Origin of the sequence: Kribbella sp. NPDC026611 (assembly GCF_040638345.1) — a bacterium.
Lineage (GTDB): Bacteria > Actinomycetota > Actinomycetes > Propionibacteriales > Kribbellaceae > Kribbella.
The window spans coordinates 594414-610165 of sequence record NZ_JBEZYC010000001.1; the positions used below are offsets into that span (position 1 = coordinate 594414).

19 protein-coding genes and 1 pseudogene are annotated in these 15752 nt (G+C 68.6%); 16 read left to right on the forward strand and 4 right to left on the reverse strand.

Going from position 1 to position 15752, the window contains the following annotated elements; genetic code table 11:
• Positions 1-40 precede the first annotated feature (40 nt).
• From AB0E69_RS02935 to AB0E69_RS02995, 13 genes and pseudogenes are all read left to right on the forward strand, one after another.
• A complete protein-coding gene (locus tag AB0E69_RS02935; protein ID WP_360138560.1) occupies positions 41-988 on the forward strand; it encodes a complex I subunit 1 family protein in 948 nt (315 codons plus the stop codon).
• 178 nt (positions 989-1166) lie between these two features.
• Entirely contained in the window at positions 1167-1994 is an 828-nt protein-coding gene (locus AB0E69_RS02940; RefSeq protein ID WP_360138563.1) for a hypothetical protein, read from the forward strand.
• Between the two features lie 59 nt (positions 1995-2053).
• Positions 2054-2395 (forward strand): YciI family protein, encoded by a 342-nt coding sequence (locus tag AB0E69_RS02945; RefSeq protein ID WP_360138566.1) that lies wholly within the window; start codon positions 2054-2056, stop codon positions 2393-2395.
• Positions 2395-3609, forward strand: coding sequence for an RNA polymerase sigma factor (locus tag AB0E69_RS02950; protein ID WP_360140372.1), 1215 nt, complete (start codon positions 2395-2397; stop codon positions 3607-3609). Before AB0E69_RS02945 ends, AB0E69_RS02950 begins: the two co-directional genes overlap by 1 nt.
• Positions 3610-3619: 10 nt before the next feature.
• Positions 3620-4378, forward strand: a complete 759-nt coding sequence (locus tag AB0E69_RS02955; protein WP_360138569.1) for a methylenetetrahydrofolate reductase — start codon at positions 3620-3622, stop codon at positions 4376-4378.
• Positions 4379-4576: 198 nt separating this feature from the next.
• A pseudogene (locus AB0E69_RS02960) lies at positions 4577-4810 on the forward strand (4Fe-4S binding protein); the annotation flags it as partial.
• A gap of 134 nt (positions 4811-4944) precedes the next feature.
• Positions 4945-5475: an NADH-quinone oxidoreductase subunit J gene (locus AB0E69_RS02965; RefSeq protein WP_360138572.1), complete on the forward strand. Its 531-nt coding sequence runs from the start codon at positions 4945-4947 to the stop codon at positions 5473-5475.
• A gap of 1 nt (position 5476) precedes the next feature.
• On the forward strand, positions 5477-5791 hold the full coding sequence (nuoK, locus tag AB0E69_RS02970) for an NADH-quinone oxidoreductase subunit NuoK (protein ID WP_360138575.1): 315 nt from the start codon (positions 5477-5479) through the stop codon (positions 5789-5791).
• Positions 5788-7551: an NADH-quinone oxidoreductase subunit L gene (locus AB0E69_RS02975; RefSeq protein WP_360138578.1), complete on the forward strand. Its 1764-nt coding sequence runs from the start codon at positions 5788-5790 to the stop codon at positions 7549-7551. Before nuoK ends, AB0E69_RS02975 begins: the two co-directional genes overlap by 4 nt.
• Positions 7548-9056 carry an NADH-quinone oxidoreductase subunit M gene (locus tag AB0E69_RS02980; protein ID WP_360138581.1) on the forward strand — a complete coding sequence of 503 codons (1509 nt, stop codon included), beginning with the start codon at positions 7548-7550 and terminating at the stop codon, positions 9054-9056. The genes AB0E69_RS02975 and AB0E69_RS02980 overlap by 4 nt, the downstream gene beginning before the upstream one ends.
• Entirely contained in the window at positions 9041-10504 is a 1464-nt protein-coding gene (locus AB0E69_RS02985; protein WP_360138584.1) for an NADH-quinone oxidoreductase subunit N, read from the forward strand. Before AB0E69_RS02980 ends, AB0E69_RS02985 begins: the two co-directional genes overlap by 16 nt.
• A 54-nt stretch (positions 10505-10558) precedes the next feature.
• The gene (locus tag AB0E69_RS02990) at positions 10559-11026 is read left to right on the forward strand and encodes a hypothetical protein (RefSeq protein ID WP_360138587.1); all 468 of its coding nucleotides are present in this window, start codon (positions 10559-10561) and stop codon (positions 11024-11026) included.
• Positions 11027-11381: 355 nt separating this feature from the next.
• Positions 11382-11615, forward strand: coding sequence for a hypothetical protein (locus AB0E69_RS02995; protein ID WP_360138590.1), 234 nt, complete (start codon positions 11382-11384; stop codon positions 11613-11615).
• On the opposite strand, the gene AB0E69_RS03000 is transcribed toward AB0E69_RS02995, so the two are convergent.
• Together AB0E69_RS03000 and AB0E69_RS03005 are read right to left on the reverse strand one after the other, a co-directional pair.
• Positions 11602-12453: an arylamine N-acetyltransferase gene (locus AB0E69_RS03000; protein WP_360138593.1), complete on the reverse strand. Its 852-nt coding sequence runs from the start codon at positions 12451-12453 to the stop codon at positions 11602-11604. The genes AB0E69_RS02995 and AB0E69_RS03000 overlap by 14 nt on opposite strands.
• A gap of 4 nt (positions 12454-12457) precedes the next feature.
• Positions 12458-13021 (reverse strand): TetR/AcrR family transcriptional regulator, encoded by a 564-nt coding sequence (locus AB0E69_RS03005; protein ID WP_360138596.1) that lies wholly within the window; start codon positions 13019-13021, stop codon positions 12458-12460.
• Between the two features lie 61 nt (positions 13022-13082).
• Here AB0E69_RS03005 and AB0E69_RS03010 point away from each other — a divergent pair, with 61 nt between their 5' ends.
• The 3 genes from AB0E69_RS03010 to AB0E69_RS03020 are packed head-to-tail and all read left to right on the forward strand — an operon-like array spanning position 13083 to position 14503.
• Positions 13083-13310: a hypothetical protein gene (locus AB0E69_RS03010; RefSeq protein WP_360138599.1), complete on the forward strand. Its 228-nt coding sequence runs from the start codon at positions 13083-13085 to the stop codon at positions 13308-13310.
• The gene (locus AB0E69_RS03015; RefSeq protein WP_360140375.1) at positions 13250-13471 is read left to right on the forward strand and encodes a GNAT family N-acetyltransferase; all 222 of its coding nucleotides are present in this window, start codon (positions 13250-13252) and stop codon (positions 13469-13471) included. Before AB0E69_RS03010 ends, AB0E69_RS03015 begins: the two co-directional genes overlap by 61 nt.
• Positions 13472-13489: 18 nt before the next feature.
• A complete protein-coding gene (locus AB0E69_RS03020; RefSeq protein WP_360138602.1) occupies positions 13490-14503 on the forward strand; it encodes a lactonase family protein in 1014 nt (337 codons plus the stop codon).
• Here AB0E69_RS03020 and AB0E69_RS03025 read toward each other — a convergent pair.
• The gene (locus tag AB0E69_RS03025) at positions 14500-14814 is read right to left on the reverse strand and encodes a hypothetical protein (protein WP_360138605.1); all 315 of its coding nucleotides are present in this window, start codon (positions 14812-14814) and stop codon (positions 14500-14502) included. The two genes, AB0E69_RS03020 and AB0E69_RS03025, sit on opposite strands and share 4 nt — an antisense overlap.
• Complete coding sequence (locus AB0E69_RS03030) at positions 14811-15680, reverse strand: phytanoyl-CoA dioxygenase family protein (RefSeq protein ID WP_360138608.1); 870 nt, start codon at positions 15678-15680, stop codon at positions 14811-14813. Before AB0E69_RS03030 ends, AB0E69_RS03025 begins: the two co-directional genes overlap by 4 nt.
• Positions 15681-15752: the final 72 nt, after the last annotated feature.

Genomic DNA, 15752 nt, shown 5'->3' on the forward strand with positions numbered 1-15752 from the left:
ACGGTGGTTGAGGTCAAGTCGGAGTCGATAGGCTGCCGTCATGCTGGAGTTCGTGGTGCGGGTGGTGGGCGTTCTGGTCGCCTTCCTGGTGGCGCCGTTGCTCGTCGGTCAGGCCGAGCACAAGGTGATGGCCCACATGCAGTCACGGCTCGGCCCGATGTACGCCGGTGCGTTCCACGGCTGGGCGCAGCTCGTCGCGGACGGGGTGAAGTTCGTCCAGAAGGAGAGCGTGGTCCCGGCCGCCGCCGACAGGCGGGTGTTCGAGTGGGCGCCGATCGTCGCGATCCTGCCGTACCTCGCCGCGCTGGCCGCGATCCCGCTGGCGCCGGGGGTCGTCGGTGCCGACCTCGAGTCCGGGTTGTTCTTCGTGCTCGCGGTGATGAGTATCGGCGTACTCGGCTCGCTGATGGCGGGCTGGGGGAGCGGCAACAAGTACAGCCTGCTGGGCGGGCTCCGCGTCGCCGCGCAGCTGATGAGCTACGAGCTGCCCTTCGTGCTCTCCGCCGCGAGTGTCGCGGTCGCGGCCGGGTCGCTGAGCCTGACCGGCATCGCCCACGCCTGGAACCCGTGGTGGCTCCTCTGGCAGCTCCCCGGCATGGTCGTCTTCTTCATCGCCGGCCTCGCCGAGCTCCAGCGCCCACCGTTCGACATGCCGGTCGCCGACTCCGAGGTCATCTTCGGCCCGTACACGGAGTACACCGGCCTCCGGTTCGCGATGTTCCTGCTCGCCGAGTACGCCGGCATCGTCGTACTCGCGGGTCTCACCACGGTCCTGTTCCTCGGCGGCTGGTCCGGCCCCGGCCCGGACTCCATCGGCTGGATCTGGACCCTCCTCAAGGTCGCCGCCGTCTCCGTCGTCGTCATCTGGGTCCGCGTCTCCTTCCCCCGCCTCCGAGCCGACCAACTCCAAAAACTAGCCTGGCAAGCCCTCGTCCCCACCGCCCTCCTCCAACTAGCCCTCACCGGCATCGGCGTCGTCCTGTTCTGAGTCCGCGAAAGGACACCGCTTCGCGGCGGCTGCCCATTTGGCCGCCTCCGGCGGCGCCGCTCCCCGTCTCCGGCAAACCCGCCCTCCGCGGACGAACTGTGCTGAGATGCCCAACCCACCCGCCAGCTGACCAGTCGTCGCCAGCGGCCCGTCATACGCTGACTGCGTGACACGAGACTTGAGCGCCAAGGAGGAGCGGGTTAAGGCGACCCTCGAGAAGGTCCTCGGCGTTCGCGTCGAACAGCACGACGACAACAGCCGGCCGTCGATGTATGACCTGGAGATCCGCTACGAGGACCGGCCCTGGGCCGCCATCGAGGTCACCTCCGACGCTGATGAACGCGCCCTGAGCACCCTGGGCACACTGACGAAACGTGGCCGGTTCCTCTGGCAATCGCCACGGCTCGGCCTGACCTGGGGGTTGCACACGCGATCGGATGTGTTGGTGCAGGCGCTCGAGGGGGTGGTTGAAGACAGCCTTGCAGCCTTCGAGGCCGGAGGCCTGCGGGCAGTCGATGACGACACCTTCCAAGAGCAGTTGGCGTACGAGCGCTTCGCCGGTCAGAAGCTTGACAACGCGGGCTTGGAAGCCTGGCGGGCACTGAGCGCCGTTGGAGTCATCCGCGCGTCGGCGTCGGAGGCGGAGACGCCGGCGATCGCAGTCTTCCCGGAGCTCGGCGGGGGGAGTTGGGATGGCGGAGCCGACCTTGTCGTGGACTGGATCGAGGAGTTCTGTGCACGTCCGGCCAGCGCGGACAACCTCGCGAAATTGGAACGGTCCGGTGCGGCGGAGACGCACCTCGCCGTGTTCGCGCACCTGAGTGACGAGCTGTGGGCGGTGTGCAGCGCGATCGAGGATCGGCCAGGCACGGGTGTGCTCCCTTCGCGTGAGCCGCAACTGCCTGCTGCTGTAGGAAACATCTGGTTGTTCACTACACCGTCCCGCGGTGGAGCGCTGACCTGGAGCCGGAGCGGTGGGTGGCAGCGGGTTTCGATCAGTGGCTAGGTGTCGATTGGAGGGTTGGTTGTTCGTGTAGGGGATGAGAACTCATAGCGGGAGGTGCGATGACGCAGTACTTGTTGAGTATTTATCAGCCTGATGGGCCGCCGCCTGGGGCTGAGGTGTTGGGGCCTATTTTGGGGGAGTTGGAGGTGCTTAACGGGGAGATGCAGGCCGCGGGGGTTTGGGTGTTTGCGGCTGGGTTGCATCCGCCGGAGAGTGCGACTGTGGTGCAGGCTCGGGGGGACGAGGTGCTGGTGACCGACGGGACGTTCACCGAGGGAAAGGAGCATCTCGGGGGGTTCACCGTGATCGAGGTCGAGGATCTTGATGCGGCGCTCTACTGGGCGCGGCGGCTTGCGAAGGTGCTGCGGAGTTTGGCGGTCGAGGTGCGGCCGTTTCAGTGATCGACGTGGCGGCGGTGTTCCGGGCCGAGCATGGTCGCGCGGTCGCGGTGCTGACGCGTGTGTTCGGTGATCTGGAGATCGCCGAGGACGCCGTACAGGACGCGTTCGCCGCGGCAGTCGAGAAGTGGCCGGAGAGCGGCGTACCGCCGAGTCCGGCCGGCTGGATCATCACCACCGCACGCAACCGCGCGATCGACCGTCTCCGGCGCGAGGCTGCGCGGGCGGACAAGCAGGCCGAGGCGGCTCTGCTGCAAGCCCAGACCGCACCAGAGCCTGTCGACGGGCCAGAGGAGGGTGCCGTGCAGGACGACCGCCTTCGGCTGATCTTCACCTGTTGCCACCCGGCGCTCGCGCTCAACGTACGGGTCGCGCTCACCCTGCGGATGCTCGGCGGCCTGACCACGCCCGAGATCGCCCGCGCGTTCCTGGTCCCCGAGCCGACCATGGCCCAGCGCCTGGTCCGCGCGAAGGCCAAGATCCGCAACGCCAACATCCCGTACCGCGTCCCGTACGAAGCCGACCTCCCCGAGCGCGTCCGCGGCGTACTCGCCGTCGTCTACCTCATCTTCAACGAGGGGTACGCCGCTTCCTCCGGCCCGACCCTCGTCCGCGACGAGCTCGCCGCCGAGGCGATCCGCCTGGGCCGCCTCCTCGTCGACCTCATGCCCGACGAACCCGAGGTCGTCGGCCTCCTCGCCCTCATGCTCCTCCAGCACTCCCGCCGCCCTGCCCGCACCACGACCGACGGCAACCTGATCCGCCTCTCTGACCAGGACCGCACCCGCTGGGACCAGACCCTGATCGATGAAGGCCAAGACCTGGTACGCCGTTGCCTCCGCCGCAACCGCCCCGGCCCGTACCAACTTCAAGCGGCCATCAACGCCGTCCACGCCGACGCCCGCACCGTGCAGGACACCGACTGGCCCCAGATCCTCCAGCTGTACAACCACCTCCTCACCCTCGAGCCAACCCCGGTAGTAGCCCTCAACCGAGCTGTAGCCCTTGCCGAGGTAGAGGGCCCCGCCGCCGCCCTCACCGTGATCGACCAGCTCGACCTAGCCCCCTACTACCTCTTCCACGCCATCCGCGCCGACCTCCTCACCCAGCTCGACCGCCGCGACGAGGCAGCGACCGCCTACACCACCGCCTTGACCCTGACCACCAACGAAGCCGAGCAACACTTCCTTCGCACCCGCCTCGCCGACCTTCAGTAAGGTCGCACCCGTGCGCGGATTCGAGCTGATCTGTGAGGTAGAGCCCCCGACCAGGCCGGACCTGAAGAAGGTGCGGCATCAGATCGGGGTGATGAGTCCGGTCGCGGACGCGTTCCTGATCCCCGACAACCACATCGGCCGGGCGACCGTGTCGAGCGTGGCGGTGGCCAACGAGGTCCAGCTGATGGGCGCTCGCGGCATCGCCTGCCTCAACTCACGGGACCGCAACCTCCTCGGCTTCAGGCGCGACCTGCTGACGGCCGCGGCGTACGGCGTGGAGCAGTTCCTGTTCGTACACGGTGACGATCCGGCCGAGGGCGCTCGGACCAGCCAGCTCACGGTCCGCACGATGATCGAGCAGGCGCGCGAAACGTCGTACCCGGGCTGCAACCCCTTCCAGGTCGGCGCGGCCACTCGCCTGACCACGGTGCCCACCTGGAAGGCTGAGGCCGACTTCCTCTACGTGCAGGTCAGCTACGACCTGGACGAGCTGCTCCGCTGGCGCGAGACCGTCAGCCTGGAGATCCCGGTGTACGCCGGCGTCATGGTGCTCGCCAGCGCGAAGATGGCCCACAACCTGGCCTCCCTGCCTCAGCTCAAGATCCCGCCGGCGCTGATCGAAGCCGTCGACCGCGATCCCGATGCCGGCGTCGACCACGCCTGCGAGCAGATCCTGAAGCTCCGTGACTCCCAAGCCTTCAGCGGCGTTCACCTGGTACCGGTCAGCCGCTACCGCCAGGTAGCCGCCCGCCTCGAACGCGAACTGTGAGGTCCGGGTCGCGGCGAATCGCGACCGGAGCGGCTAGGGTCCTGGGTGCAGGGGATTGTTGACGGGAGGTGGAGTGTGGGGGTACCGGGCAAGGGGTTGTTCGAGGGGCTGAAGGTCACGGCGAAGACGCTGGCCCGACGGTCCGTCACCGAGCAGTACCCGGACGTTCAGCCGGAGCTGCCGCCGCGCTCCCGGGGCGTGATTGCGCTGCTGGAGGAGAACTGCACCTCCTGCATGCTGTGCGCCCGCGAGTGTCCGAGCTGGTGCATCTACATCGACTCGCACACCGAGACCGCGCCGTCGGTCGGTGAGCAGGCCCGCGAGCGCAGCCGGAACGTGCTGGACCGGTTCGCGATCGACTTCAGCCTCTGCATGTACTGCGGGATCTGCATCGAGGCCTGCCCGTTCGACGCGCTGTTCTGGTCGCCGGAGTTCGAGTACGCCGAGACCGACATCCGCAACCTCACGCACGAGAAGGACCGCCTCCGCGACTGGATGTGGACCGTTCCCGCGCCGCAGCCCATCGACCCCGGCCCGGCCGTCGCCGAAGTCCCGGAGGACGACGCGTGACAACCGCCCTGTTCGCCGTCGCCGGCCTGGTGGCGGTCGTCGCCGCTGTCATCGTGGTCACCTCCCGCCGCATCGTGCACGCCGCGCTCTGGCTGGTCGTTGCCCTCGGCGCGGTGGCCGGCTGCTTCGGCGTACTGCACGCGGAGTTCGTCGCGCTGGTCCAGATCCTGGTGTACGTCGGCGCCATCGTCGTACTGGTCCTCTTCGCGCTCATGCTCACCAAGGCCCCGACGAACCCGCTGCCGGGCCTGACGACGGCCCGGAGCCCGTTCGCCGCCGGGGTCGCCGTCGTCCTCGCGCTGCTCCTCGGCTCTGGCGTAGTGCTTGCTTTCGGCAACAAGAAGATCAAGCCGGTGCCGGACGGATCCGCGGAAGCCTTGGGTACGCAGATCTTCAAGACGTGGGTGCTGCCCTTCGAGGTGCTGTCCGTCCTCCTGCTGGCCGCACTGATCGGCGCGATCGCCTTGTCCCAAAGGAAAATGTCGGAAGGGTCTGGCAAGGTGTCGTCCACTGGGAAGGAGGACTGACATGCCGCTGATCCTGCCGCTGCTGCTCGCGGTCGCGCTGTTCTGCATCGGGGTGTACGGCGTCCTCGCCCGGCGGAACGCGATCACGCTGCTGATGTCGTTCGAGCTGATGCTCAACGCCGTCAACCTCAACCTGGTCGCCTTCGACGCCTGGCGGGTCGACTCCGCCGGCCAGACCCTCGCCGTCTTCGTCATCACGCTCGCCGCGGCCGAGATCGGTCTCGGCCTCGCCATCGTCCTGCTGCTCTTCCGCGGCCACGGTCACGTCGACGCGGACGCCGCGCGCGACCTGGTGGAGGAGGAACGGCCGACGTGATCGCAACTGTCTGGCGAGTGGCCGGCGTCAGCTTCTCGCTGCTCATCCTGTTGTTCGCCGCCCTGCTGTCCGGCGCGACGCCCGACCAGGCCGCCTTCCTCAACTCGAGCATCGGTGACCTGACGATCGGCTTCGCCGTCCGGACCGACGACCTGACCGTCCTGCTGCTCGCAGTGGTCGGCGTGATCGCGACCTGCGTCCAGGTCTACTCGCTCGGATACCTGCACCAGCGCGCGGCGTCGTACCACGCGCTGGTCACGCTCTTCACCGCGGCGATGGTCACCGTTGTCATCTCGGACAGCCTGTTCTTCCTGCTGATCGGGTGGGAGGTGATGGGCGCCTGCTCGTACCTGCTGATCGGTCACTACTGGGAGCGGCGCGACGCCCGCTCCGGTGCGGTGAAGGCGTTCCTGATGACACGGCTCGGCGATGTCGGCTTCCTGTTCGGCATCTTCGTGCTCGGGGTCGGCGCGGGCACCTTCCGGATCTCGTCGCTCGATCCGGCTCGGATGTCACCGGGTGTCCTGACGACCGGGACCCTCCTGCTGCTTGTCGGCGTCGTCGGCAAGTCCGCGCAGGTCCCGCTGCAGACCTGGCTCCCGGACGCGATGCCCGGTCCGAGCCCGGTCAGCGCGCTGATCCACGCGGCCACGATGGTTGCCGCCGGCGTCTTCCTGATCGCCCGGCTGTACGCCCTGTTCTCGGCCTCGCAGACCACTCTCACCGTGCTGGCGATCGTCGCCTGCGTGAGCATGCTGCTCGCCGCGCTGTTCGCGTCCGCGGCGCTCGAGGTGAAGCGCGTGCTTGCCTGGTCGACGGTCAGCCAGCTCGCGATCATGTTCTCCGCGCTGTCCCTCGGCACTGCTGAGGGTCGGCATGCAGCCCTTTTCCACCTAGTCACCCACGCTGCCTTCAAGGGCCTGCTGTTCCTGTGCGCGGGCGTCCTGCTGCACCAGGTCGGCAGCGCGGCCCTCGTCGTACTGCGGCGCTACACGCGGCGCGGGCGGCTGCGTCAGGCGTTGCGCGTCACGTTCATCACGATGACGATCGGGCTCGCGGCGCTGGCCGGCGTCCCTGGATTCGCTGGGTTCTTCTCCAAGGACACGGTGATCGAGGCGGCCTGGGAGCAGGCGCACGGCGGATCGACCGTCGGCTGGATCGTGCTCGTCTCGGTCTGCGTGACGGCCGCCTTCACCGCCTTCTACTGCGTGCGGTTGTGGCTGTGGGTGTTCTTCCGGACGCCGGCGTTGGCCGGTGGGATCGGCGCCTTCGAGGACGACGACGCGCTCGCGGATCTGGACGAGCCGGACACGTCCAAGCTGCGCGACGCGCCCTGGGTCATGCTCGCTCCGCTGGTCCTGCTGGCGGCCGCCGCGATCGCGCTCGGGTACGCCGACGGCGTGCATCTCAACTGGGCCATCGGGTTGGTGTCGACCGCGCTCGTGATCATCGGGGCGCTGCCGGCGTACTCGCTGTGGCGGCGCGGAGCGGATCCGCGGCCGGTGGTGCTGGAGCGTGAGCTCGGTGTGGATCCGGCGTACCACGCGTTGTTCGTCGTACCGGTGCGCTGGCTGGCGCGGTTGACCGTGGCGGGGGATCGGGACGTGATCGGTGGATACGTGCGCGCGGCCGGCCGGACCGGGATGTTGCTGTCGGCCGGGTTCCGGCGGTTGCAGACCGGGAACGCGCAGGGCTACCTGACCGCGGCCGTCGTCGGCGTGGTCGCGCTCGCCGTACTGGCAGGGGTGATCGGCTCGTGAACGCGATCCTGCTGGCGATCCTCGCGCTGCCGATCCTGGCCGCGGGGGCGTTGTGGGCCGTCCCGGCCGGAATCGGCGACCGGCTGGCGGCGACGTACGGCTCGGTGATCTCGGGGCTGGTGCTGGTCGGGTCGGTGCTGCTGTGGCCGCGGACCGAGGGCTGGTTCGCGTACACCGCTCGCGACGTCCGCCCGTTGCGCGCGGAGACCGACGTACCGTGGATTCCCTCGCTCGGGGTGCGGTTCCACGTCGGCGTGGACTCGATCTCGATGCCGCTGATCGTGCTGACCGCGCTGCTGACGTTCCTGTGCTGCCTGTACTCGCTGAAGATCACGCCCCGGATCGGCCGGACCCGGTCGCTGATCGCGCTGGTGCTGGTGATCGAGGCCGGCGTGATCGGGACGTTCTCGGCGATGGACCTGATCCTGTTCTTCGTCTGTTTCGAGATCGTCCTGATCCCGATGTGGTTGGTCATCGACATCTGGGGTGATCACCACGACGCCGCCGGTCGGCGCCGGGCGGCGACGACGTTCATCCTGATGACGGTGCTCGGGTCCGCGTTGATGCTGCTCGGGTTCCTGCTGGTGTACCGCCGGGCGGGGACGTTCGACCTGGTGCTGCTCGCGGGCTCGCCGGTGAAGGGTGGGCACGGGATCGCGCTCGCCGCGGCGGTGTTGATCGCGGTCGGGCTGGCGGTGAAGGTGCCGCTGTGGCCGCTGCACATCTGGTTGCCGGATGCGCACGCGAAGGCGCCGACGATCGGCTCGGTGCTGCTCGCCGGGGTGCTGCTGAAGCTGGGGACCTACGGCCTGATCCGGATCCTGGTGCCGGTGCTGCCCGACGCGACCGTGACGATCGCGCCGTACCTCGGGGGTTTCGCGACCGTGGCGATCATCGCGGGATCGCTGGCGTGCCTCGCGCAGACGGACGTGAAGCGGCTGATCGCCTACTCGAGCGTCGGTCACATGGGCTTCATCGTGCTCGGCATCTCGACGCTGTCGCCGGCCGGGCTGCGTGGCGCGTTGTTCGCGAATATCGCGCACGGGCTGATCACCGGGCTGCTGTTCTTCCTGGCCGGGGCGATCAAGGACCGGCACGACACGAGTTCACTACGCGAGCTCGGCCGGGCGCTGTACGCGCGGTTGCCGCGGATCGCGGCGCTGCTGACGTTCGCATGCCTGGCGTCGCTCGGGCTGCCGGGGCTGGCCGGGTTCTGGGGCGAGATGCTCGCGCTGCTCGGCGCCTACCACCCCTCCGATTTGTTGCCTCGGACAACGTTCTTGGTGTTCATGGTGATCGCCGGCGTCGGGACCGTGCTGACCGCGGCGTACTTCCTGCGGCTGGTGCGGAACCTCTGCCAGGGTGATCCGGCCGAGAACCCGCCCGCTGCGTTCGCGGTCGACCTGAGCCGGATCGAATTGATCACCTGGGCGCCGCTGATCGCGCTGACCGTGCTGCTCGGGGTCTGGCCGGGTCTCCTGCTGCACCAATGGGGGAGCCTGTGACGCTGAACTGGACCGACTGGCAGGCGATCGCTGTACCGCTGGTGCTCGCGATCGGCGCCGTCGCCGTGCTGCTCATCGACAGCTTCTGGAGGAGCGCGACGCAGGAGCTGCGGCACGTGGTGATCACGTTGCTGACCGGCGCGGTGATCCTGTTCGGGCTCGTGTTCGTCTATGCGCAGCGGGACGACTTCAAGCCGGCGTTCTGCCGTCCGGCGGTCGAAGGGCCGGCGGAGTGCAGCTTCGTGTTCGAGCCGCTGACTGCCGGGCTGTGGGCGGTGCTGCTGATCGGTGGGCTCGGGGTCGTCGGGTTGTCGACGTACCGGCTGCTGGCTCGGGATGTGCCGATCGGTGAGTACCACTTCTTGCTCCTGAGCGTGCTGACCGGGGCAACGGTTCTGGCCGGAGCGCGGGACCTGGCGACGTTGGTGATCGCGCTCGAGGTGGTGTCGCTGCCCTCGTTTGCGATGGTCGCGTTGCGACGGGATCGGCGTGGGTCCGAGGGCGCGCTGAAGGCGTTCCTGGTGTCGGTGTTGTCGACCGCGGTGATGCTGTTCGGGATCTCTTACCTGTACGGCGTGACCGGGTCGCTGTACCTGTCGACGATCTCGAATCGGTTGAGTGGACTGGATCCGGATCTTTCGCGGGTTGCCTTTGCGGCCGGGTTGTTCGTGATCGTGGGGTTCGCGTTCAAGATCGCAGCGGTGCCGTTCCACGCTTGGCTGCCGGACACGTATGTCGGTGCGCCGGTCGAGGTGACGACGTTCCTTGCGGTGGTGTCGAAGAGTGCCGGGGTTGCCGGTCTCCTCGTGCTGGTGACGGCTGGGGTGGCGCCGGACGGGTCCTCGCTGCGGACGGTCGTTGCTGTGTTGGCGGCGGTCACGATGACGGTGGGGAACCTGGCCGCGTTGCGGCAGGTCGAGGCGGTGCGGCTGCTGGCCTGGTCGTCGATCGGTCAGGTCGGGTTCTTGCTGGCGCCGTTGGCGGTCGGGGATGCGCAGGCGGTGGTCGGGTACCTGGCGGCGTACGTCGTGGTCACGCTGGGGGCGTTCGGGTCGGTGGCTGTGGTGCAGCGGCATCGGCCTGGTGGGTTGCTGTCGGACTACCGCGGGATGGTTCGCTCCGAGCCGGGGCTGGCGGCTGCGTTGATCTTCTTCCTGGTGGTGCTGGCTGGGTTGCCGCCGGGGTTGGCTGGGTTGTTCACGAAGTTTGCTGCGTTCCAGGCGGTGATCGACGCGCATCTGGGGTGGCTGGCGATCGTGATGGCGGTCAACGTGATGATCGGGCTGGCGGTCTACCTGCGCTGGGTGGCGGAGCTGTTCCGGTTGCCGGCCGATGACCCGTTCTCGGTCGACATCGAGACGCCGGCGGTGGCGATGATCTCGCTGTTTGCCGCGGCGGCCGCCGTGCTGTCGGTGCTGCCGAGCACGCTGTTCACACTCTCGACGTGACAGCTTGCGGCCATGGTTCGGGCTCTGGGCTATCGGGCGATTAGCGTTTCGCAGGTGATCGCCCGAGGACTGCTCGCCCTGCTGCTGCTCACCGCTGCCTCCGCCTGCAGCTCCCCGTCGGCAAGCCCGTCTACACCGACCACGTCAAGCACTCCGACCACGTCAAGCACTCCGCCGGCGTCAAGCTCTGCACCGGCCTCGAGTACTCCGCCGGGTGCCTCGAGCACCCCTGCACCGCCCTCCACTTCGGCGTTCCCCACGGCAAAGGACGGCCAGAACTACCAGGCCTGCAACGACGGCAACTGCGAAGTCCTCATCCGCAAGGCCGCCTCCTTCACCATCTCCGGCGAGAAGATCAAGGCCACCGTCGTCGACGGCACCCTCAAACTCACCAGCCCCACCGGCTACGTGAGCATGTCCGGCTCCGGCTACAGCAGCTGGAGCAACGGCGGCCCCACCCACACAGCCACCCTCAAAGCCGCCAAGGACGACACCGCCATCCTGATCCTCCGAACCAGCTAACGTCTGGCCTGTGATCAGACGGGGGATGGCGGGGTTGGTCTTGCTGCTCATGCTGACCGCCTGCGGACGCGGAACGGACAGGAGAACGCCGGAGCCGGTTGCCGCGGACTCGGCTCCCGCCGCCTCCGCACCGCCCGACACACCGACAGCCTGGCTGAGCGGCACCCCAGGCACTCCCGAGACCGTCGACACACCGTCTCCATGACGGGCTCCGGCATCGGTCACGGCGCCCTGCCCGGCACCGACGGCGTGAACCGCATCCTCGAGCTGGAGTACGGCGAGGCCGACACAGCCGTCCTACTCGTCACGACCCCAGGACTACCAGGCCTGCGCCGATGCCAACTGCGAGGTGTTCGTGCACCGCGCTGCGACGATTCCCGTCGGTGCGCTCACCTTCCAGGTCACCCTCGCCGACAGCATCCTCCGCCTGCTGTCCTGCGCCAAGGACATTCCCACGGACTGCTACGACTTCACCCTGACCGGCCTGGAGATGGTGGCCTGGTCCGACGAGCCCAACGGTCCGGTCCGAACCGCCACCCTTCAAGGCAACGATGGCGTCGACGCCACCCTCTGGATCAAGCCGGAGTAGTGCGCGCCAGGAAGTCTTCGTACTGCGCCCATACTCGGCGCCACAACGTGTCTTGGTCGGCGGGGGTGTAGTGGGGGAGCGGGAGGCGGAAGAGGTCGGCCAGGGCGGTGAAGTAGTCGGTAGGGGTTTCGACGATGGTGGTGTCGGTCCGGTCGGCGAAGGTTTCTGTCAGCTCGACGGAGCGGAGTACGACGACTGAGTTCGGCGTACGGCGGAAGGCTGAGGCGACGCGGACGAACGGCGACGTGGGGTCGGCGGAGAGAAAGGCGTGCTGGGCAGCGAACGCGTCCAGGCCGACCGCGGCGGACTCGAAGTCCATGCCGACGATATTGGCCCGCGGGTCGTGGTCTAGGCGCCAGCCGTCAGCCTTCTCGGACGGCCGGAGGCGGAGGGTGAACGGGTACTGGTGAGCCTCGCCAGGCTCGAGCGGTATCGGTTGGCGGAGACCGTCGCCCAGGCCTGCGTCCACCACCCACAGGCGGTCGGGGTCCTCGATCAGGCCGCTGACCGTGAGGACCATGTGGCTGGCGTCGATGTCGCCCGGGCGGCTGATGGTCTGGACGCCGCCACGGTGCATGCGGACGGAGTACCCGAGCTCGGTCAGCAGCAGCGCCAAGCTGCCGTTCAGCTGGAAGCAGTACCCGCCGGCCTCGCGGGCGATGATCCGTTTCGCCGAATCCTCCGGCTCGAACGGTCCGCCCGGCGTCAGCTGGTACTGGATGGTCTCGTACGGCACCTGGTCGACGAACGCCTCGTGGAGCTGCGTCAACGCCTCCAACCGCGGCGGACCGTCGTACCCGTTGATGCCGATCCGGCGGAGGAAGGCCTCGGTGTCCATCTGCTCAGGTTAGGTGACTCCGGTACGTGAGGAGGCCCTCGACGCCGCGCAGCAGCGTCTCGACCACGGGCTTCGGATCGGTCAGACAGCCGGCGGCCATCGCGCCGTCGCGCAGCATCACGAAATGCCGGGCGGCGGGCGCCGGGTCGCTCTTCCCGGTGCCTTGGAAGAGGTCGGTGAGTGTGTCCAGGAACCACTTCCGGTGCCGGAGCACGGCTTGATGGACCGGATGCGCCGGATCGGGGTACTCCGCGGCGGCGTTGAGGAACGCGCACCCTCGGAACCCGCGGCTCTGGATGTCGTCGGCGATGAACCGGCCGACCGCCCGGATGAGCTCGTCGGCGGTCGCGCCCGGCTTCCGCAGCGCATCTAGCCGGGCGCGAATGGCTTCGTCCGCTTGCGTCAGGTAGGCGACGATCAGGTCGTCCTTGCTCGGGAAGTGCCGGTAGAGCGTGGCGCGCGTGACCTTCGCCTCGGCGACGACGCGGTCGACGCCCACGGCGTGGATTCCTTCGGCGTAGAAGAGCTCGGAGGCCTTCTGGAGCAGCCGAGTGCGTGCTTCCGACATGCTGGCCAGCGTAGCAGACAGAACGATCGGTCTCTACGGGCGAGCGCTTAGGCTTGGCCGAGTGATCGACGTCCTCGGCCCAGCTGCCGCGCTGGACAACGCTCGCGAGCTCGGCGAGGTGTTCGCCGCGGCCTTCCGGGTCTACGACCGGGAGGGCGCCGACGCCGACACTTCGCCACCGATCAGCTCCCCACCCACGCCGCACGCGAGGACTTCAAGCTGGTCGAGCTGGCGGTCCGCCCGGAAGCGCAGGGCCGCGGCCTCGGTACGGCGCTCATGCAGGCGCTGATGTCCGACCTCCCACATCGCGAGGCGCTGCTGACGACGTACGTCGACGACCGTCCGGCGCCGCGGCTGTACCGACGGTTGGGCCGGCAGGTCCTGGTCGCGGATCTCGGCTGGGGATCGGCGCTCTACGGTTTGGACAGGCGCGTGCCCGGCGACGACTGACCTGGCAGGGTATGGCTCATGACTTCAGAGCGGATCTATGTCGGCAGCTACACCAGTCAGCAGGGTGGCGGGGACGGGATCGGCTTCGGGCCGCTGGACGGGCTCGCGCCCGCGGCGACGACCGACGACCCATCGTTCCTGGTCCGGTCCGCGGACGGGCGGTTCCTGTACGCCACGAACGAGCTGGAGGCCGGTCAGGTCTCGGCGTTCGCGATCCAGGCGGCCGGCCGGCTCGAGCTGCTGAACCAGCAGCCGACCAACGGCGCGCACCCGTGCCACCTCGACATCGACCCGTCGGGCCGGTTCCTGCTGTCGGCCAACTACACCTCCGGCTCGGTCGCGATCCACCCGATCGCCGCCGACGGCTCGCTCGGCGAGGCAACGCAGTACCTGCAGCGTTCGGGCACCGGGCCGAACGCGGAGCGCCAGGAGGGACCGCACGCGCACCAGATCGCGTTCGACCCGGCCGGGGCGTACGTGTTCGATGTCGACCTCGGCTCGGACACGGTCTACTCGTCGACGCTGACCGAGGACGGACAGCTCGAGGAGGTCGATCGGCTGCACATCCACCCGGGCGCGGGTCCGCGGCACGTCGTGTTCCACCCGACCGCGGGTGCGGCGTACGTCATCAACGAGCTCGACTCGACGCTGAGCGTCTGCGGGTACGCCGACGGCAAGCTGCAGCTCGTCCAGACCGTGTCGACCCGGCCGGCCGACTCGCCTGGCGAGAACTACCCGGCCGAGCTGCTCATCTCCGCCGACGGCCGCTTCCTCTACGGCTCGAACCGCGGCGACAACACGATCGCCGTCTTCGCGATCGCTGCCGACGCCGTCTCCGTCGAGCTGGTCCAGACCATCGGCTCCGGCGGCGACTGGCCCCGACACCTTGCCTTCAGCAACGACAACACCCGCCTGTACGCCGCCAACGAGAGGTCGGACCAGATCGCCGTCTTCACCATCGACAACGGCCAGCTGACCCCCGATGGTGAACCGGTCAGCTGGCCGAAGCCGGTCTGTGTGCTGCCTGCCTAGACGAGCTTCTCGAAGAAGAACTCGTGCTTGAGGAAGGAGACGTCGTACTCGTGGCCCGGGTACGGCGGCAGCAGCTGGGCGGCCTGGAAGAGGCGCCAGCCGTCCTTGAGTGCGTCCAGCCCGGTCGCGTACGGCGGCTCGTCCGAGTCGCCCGTGGTCGGGTGGGTCGCGCCGGTGCCGTCGTACTCCGACCAGCCGACCACGCGCGCGTCGAGCGCGGACGAGGCCAGGTAGAGCACCAGGACCTGCTGGCGGAGGCCGGTCTGCTGAGACGTGGTCTGCTGAGGCGTGGTCTCGGCGGTGGCGGTCATGCCATCTCCTTCTTGGCTGCCGTGGCGTGCGGGTTGTCGGCGCGGTTGGCGATGACGCGTTGCGGGCGGTTCGAGACGCGGGTGACCCAGTAGTTCGGGTCGTAGGTGTCGTCGCCGCTGATCGCGCGCCACAGCAGGATCCGGTTGTAGCGCTCGAGCCGGCCGGTGGCGTTCTCGTACCACGGGAAGTTCTGCTCGAGCTCGGCCGCGACCTGCTCGTCGTACAGGTCCTCGAGGTTCCAGAGCCGGACCTGGCGGACGGTCGGGTTGAAGCGGATCTTGAACATGTAGCGGTCGATCGCGCTGTCGTTCTTGCGCCCGCCGTGCCAGATGCCGTGGTGCAGGAACTGGACCGTGCCGGCCGGGCAGACCAGGCGGGTCTGGCCGAGCAGGTTCTGGTACCGGCCAGTGTCCGATTCGTTGGTCCGTCGCAGGTGGCTGCCCGGGACGCTGAGCGTGCCGCCCATCTCCAGCGTGACGTCCTGCGGGTAGTACATGAGCTGCACGTCGAACGCGTCGGTGCGGACGTCGATGATCGCGTCGCCGTGCAGGTTCTGCGCCTCGCCCTCGTGCGCGTTGCGGATGTGGATCGCGTGGTGGTCCACGGTCGGCTCGGGCCCGACCAGGCTGTGGATCGCGCCGGCGACCTCCGGCAGCTGCACGAGCCGCTGGACGAACTCGCTGTCCACGAACGCCTCCGACAGCGGCGTGCCGTACGGGACGCCCGGGATGCCGGCCCGCAGGACCTCGAGCGCTTGCTGGTTCATGTCGTCGGGTACGACGGCGTCCATCCGGAGCGAGCCGGTGGCCACGAAGTGCGCCATCTGTACCGAGGTGAGCAGATGCTTGCGATGCGGCTGGGGCATGGAGACTCCATGTCTGGGGTAGTGGTTACTACTCCTCCATTCTGCGATTGGCCGTCGTTGTCTCGCGTGGGC

What these genes read in the sequence shown, in the direction of transcription:
- AB0E69_RS02935 (WP_360138560.1), top strand. Translation starts at nt 41, where the DNA reads ATGCTGGAGTTCGTGGTGCGGGTGGTGGGCGTTCTGGTCGCCTTCCTG.
- AB0E69_RS02945 (WP_360138566.1), top strand. Translation starts at nt 2,054, where the DNA reads ATGACGCAGTACTTGTTGAGTATTTATCAGCCTGATGGGCCGCCGCCT.
- nuoK (WP_360138575.1), top strand. Translation starts at nt 5,477, where the DNA reads ATGCCGCTGATCCTGCCGCTGCTGCTCGCGGTCGCGCTGTTCTGCATC.
- AB0E69_RS02985 (WP_360138584.1), top strand. Translation starts at nt 9,041, where the DNA reads ATGGGGGAGCCTGTGACGCTGAACTGGACCGACTGGCAGGCGATCGCT.
- AB0E69_RS03000 (WP_360138593.1), bottom strand. Translation starts at nt 12,453, where the DNA reads ATGGACACCGAGGCCTTCCTCCGCCGGATCGGCATCAACGGGTACGAC.
- AB0E69_RS03005 (WP_360138596.1), bottom strand. Translation starts at nt 13,021, where the DNA reads ATGTCGGAAGCACGCACTCGGCTGCTCCAGAAGGCCTCCGAGCTCTTC.
- AB0E69_RS03020 (WP_360138602.1), top strand. Translation starts at nt 13,490, where the DNA reads ATGACTTCAGAGCGGATCTATGTCGGCAGCTACACCAGTCAGCAGGGT.
- AB0E69_RS03025 (WP_360138605.1), bottom strand. Translation starts at nt 14,814, where the DNA reads ATGACCGCCACCGCCGAGACCACGCCTCAGCAGACCACGTCTCAGCAG.
- AB0E69_RS03030 (WP_360138608.1), bottom strand. Translation starts at nt 15,680, where the DNA reads ATGCCCCAGCCGCATCGCAAGCATCTGCTCACCTCGGTACAGATGGCG.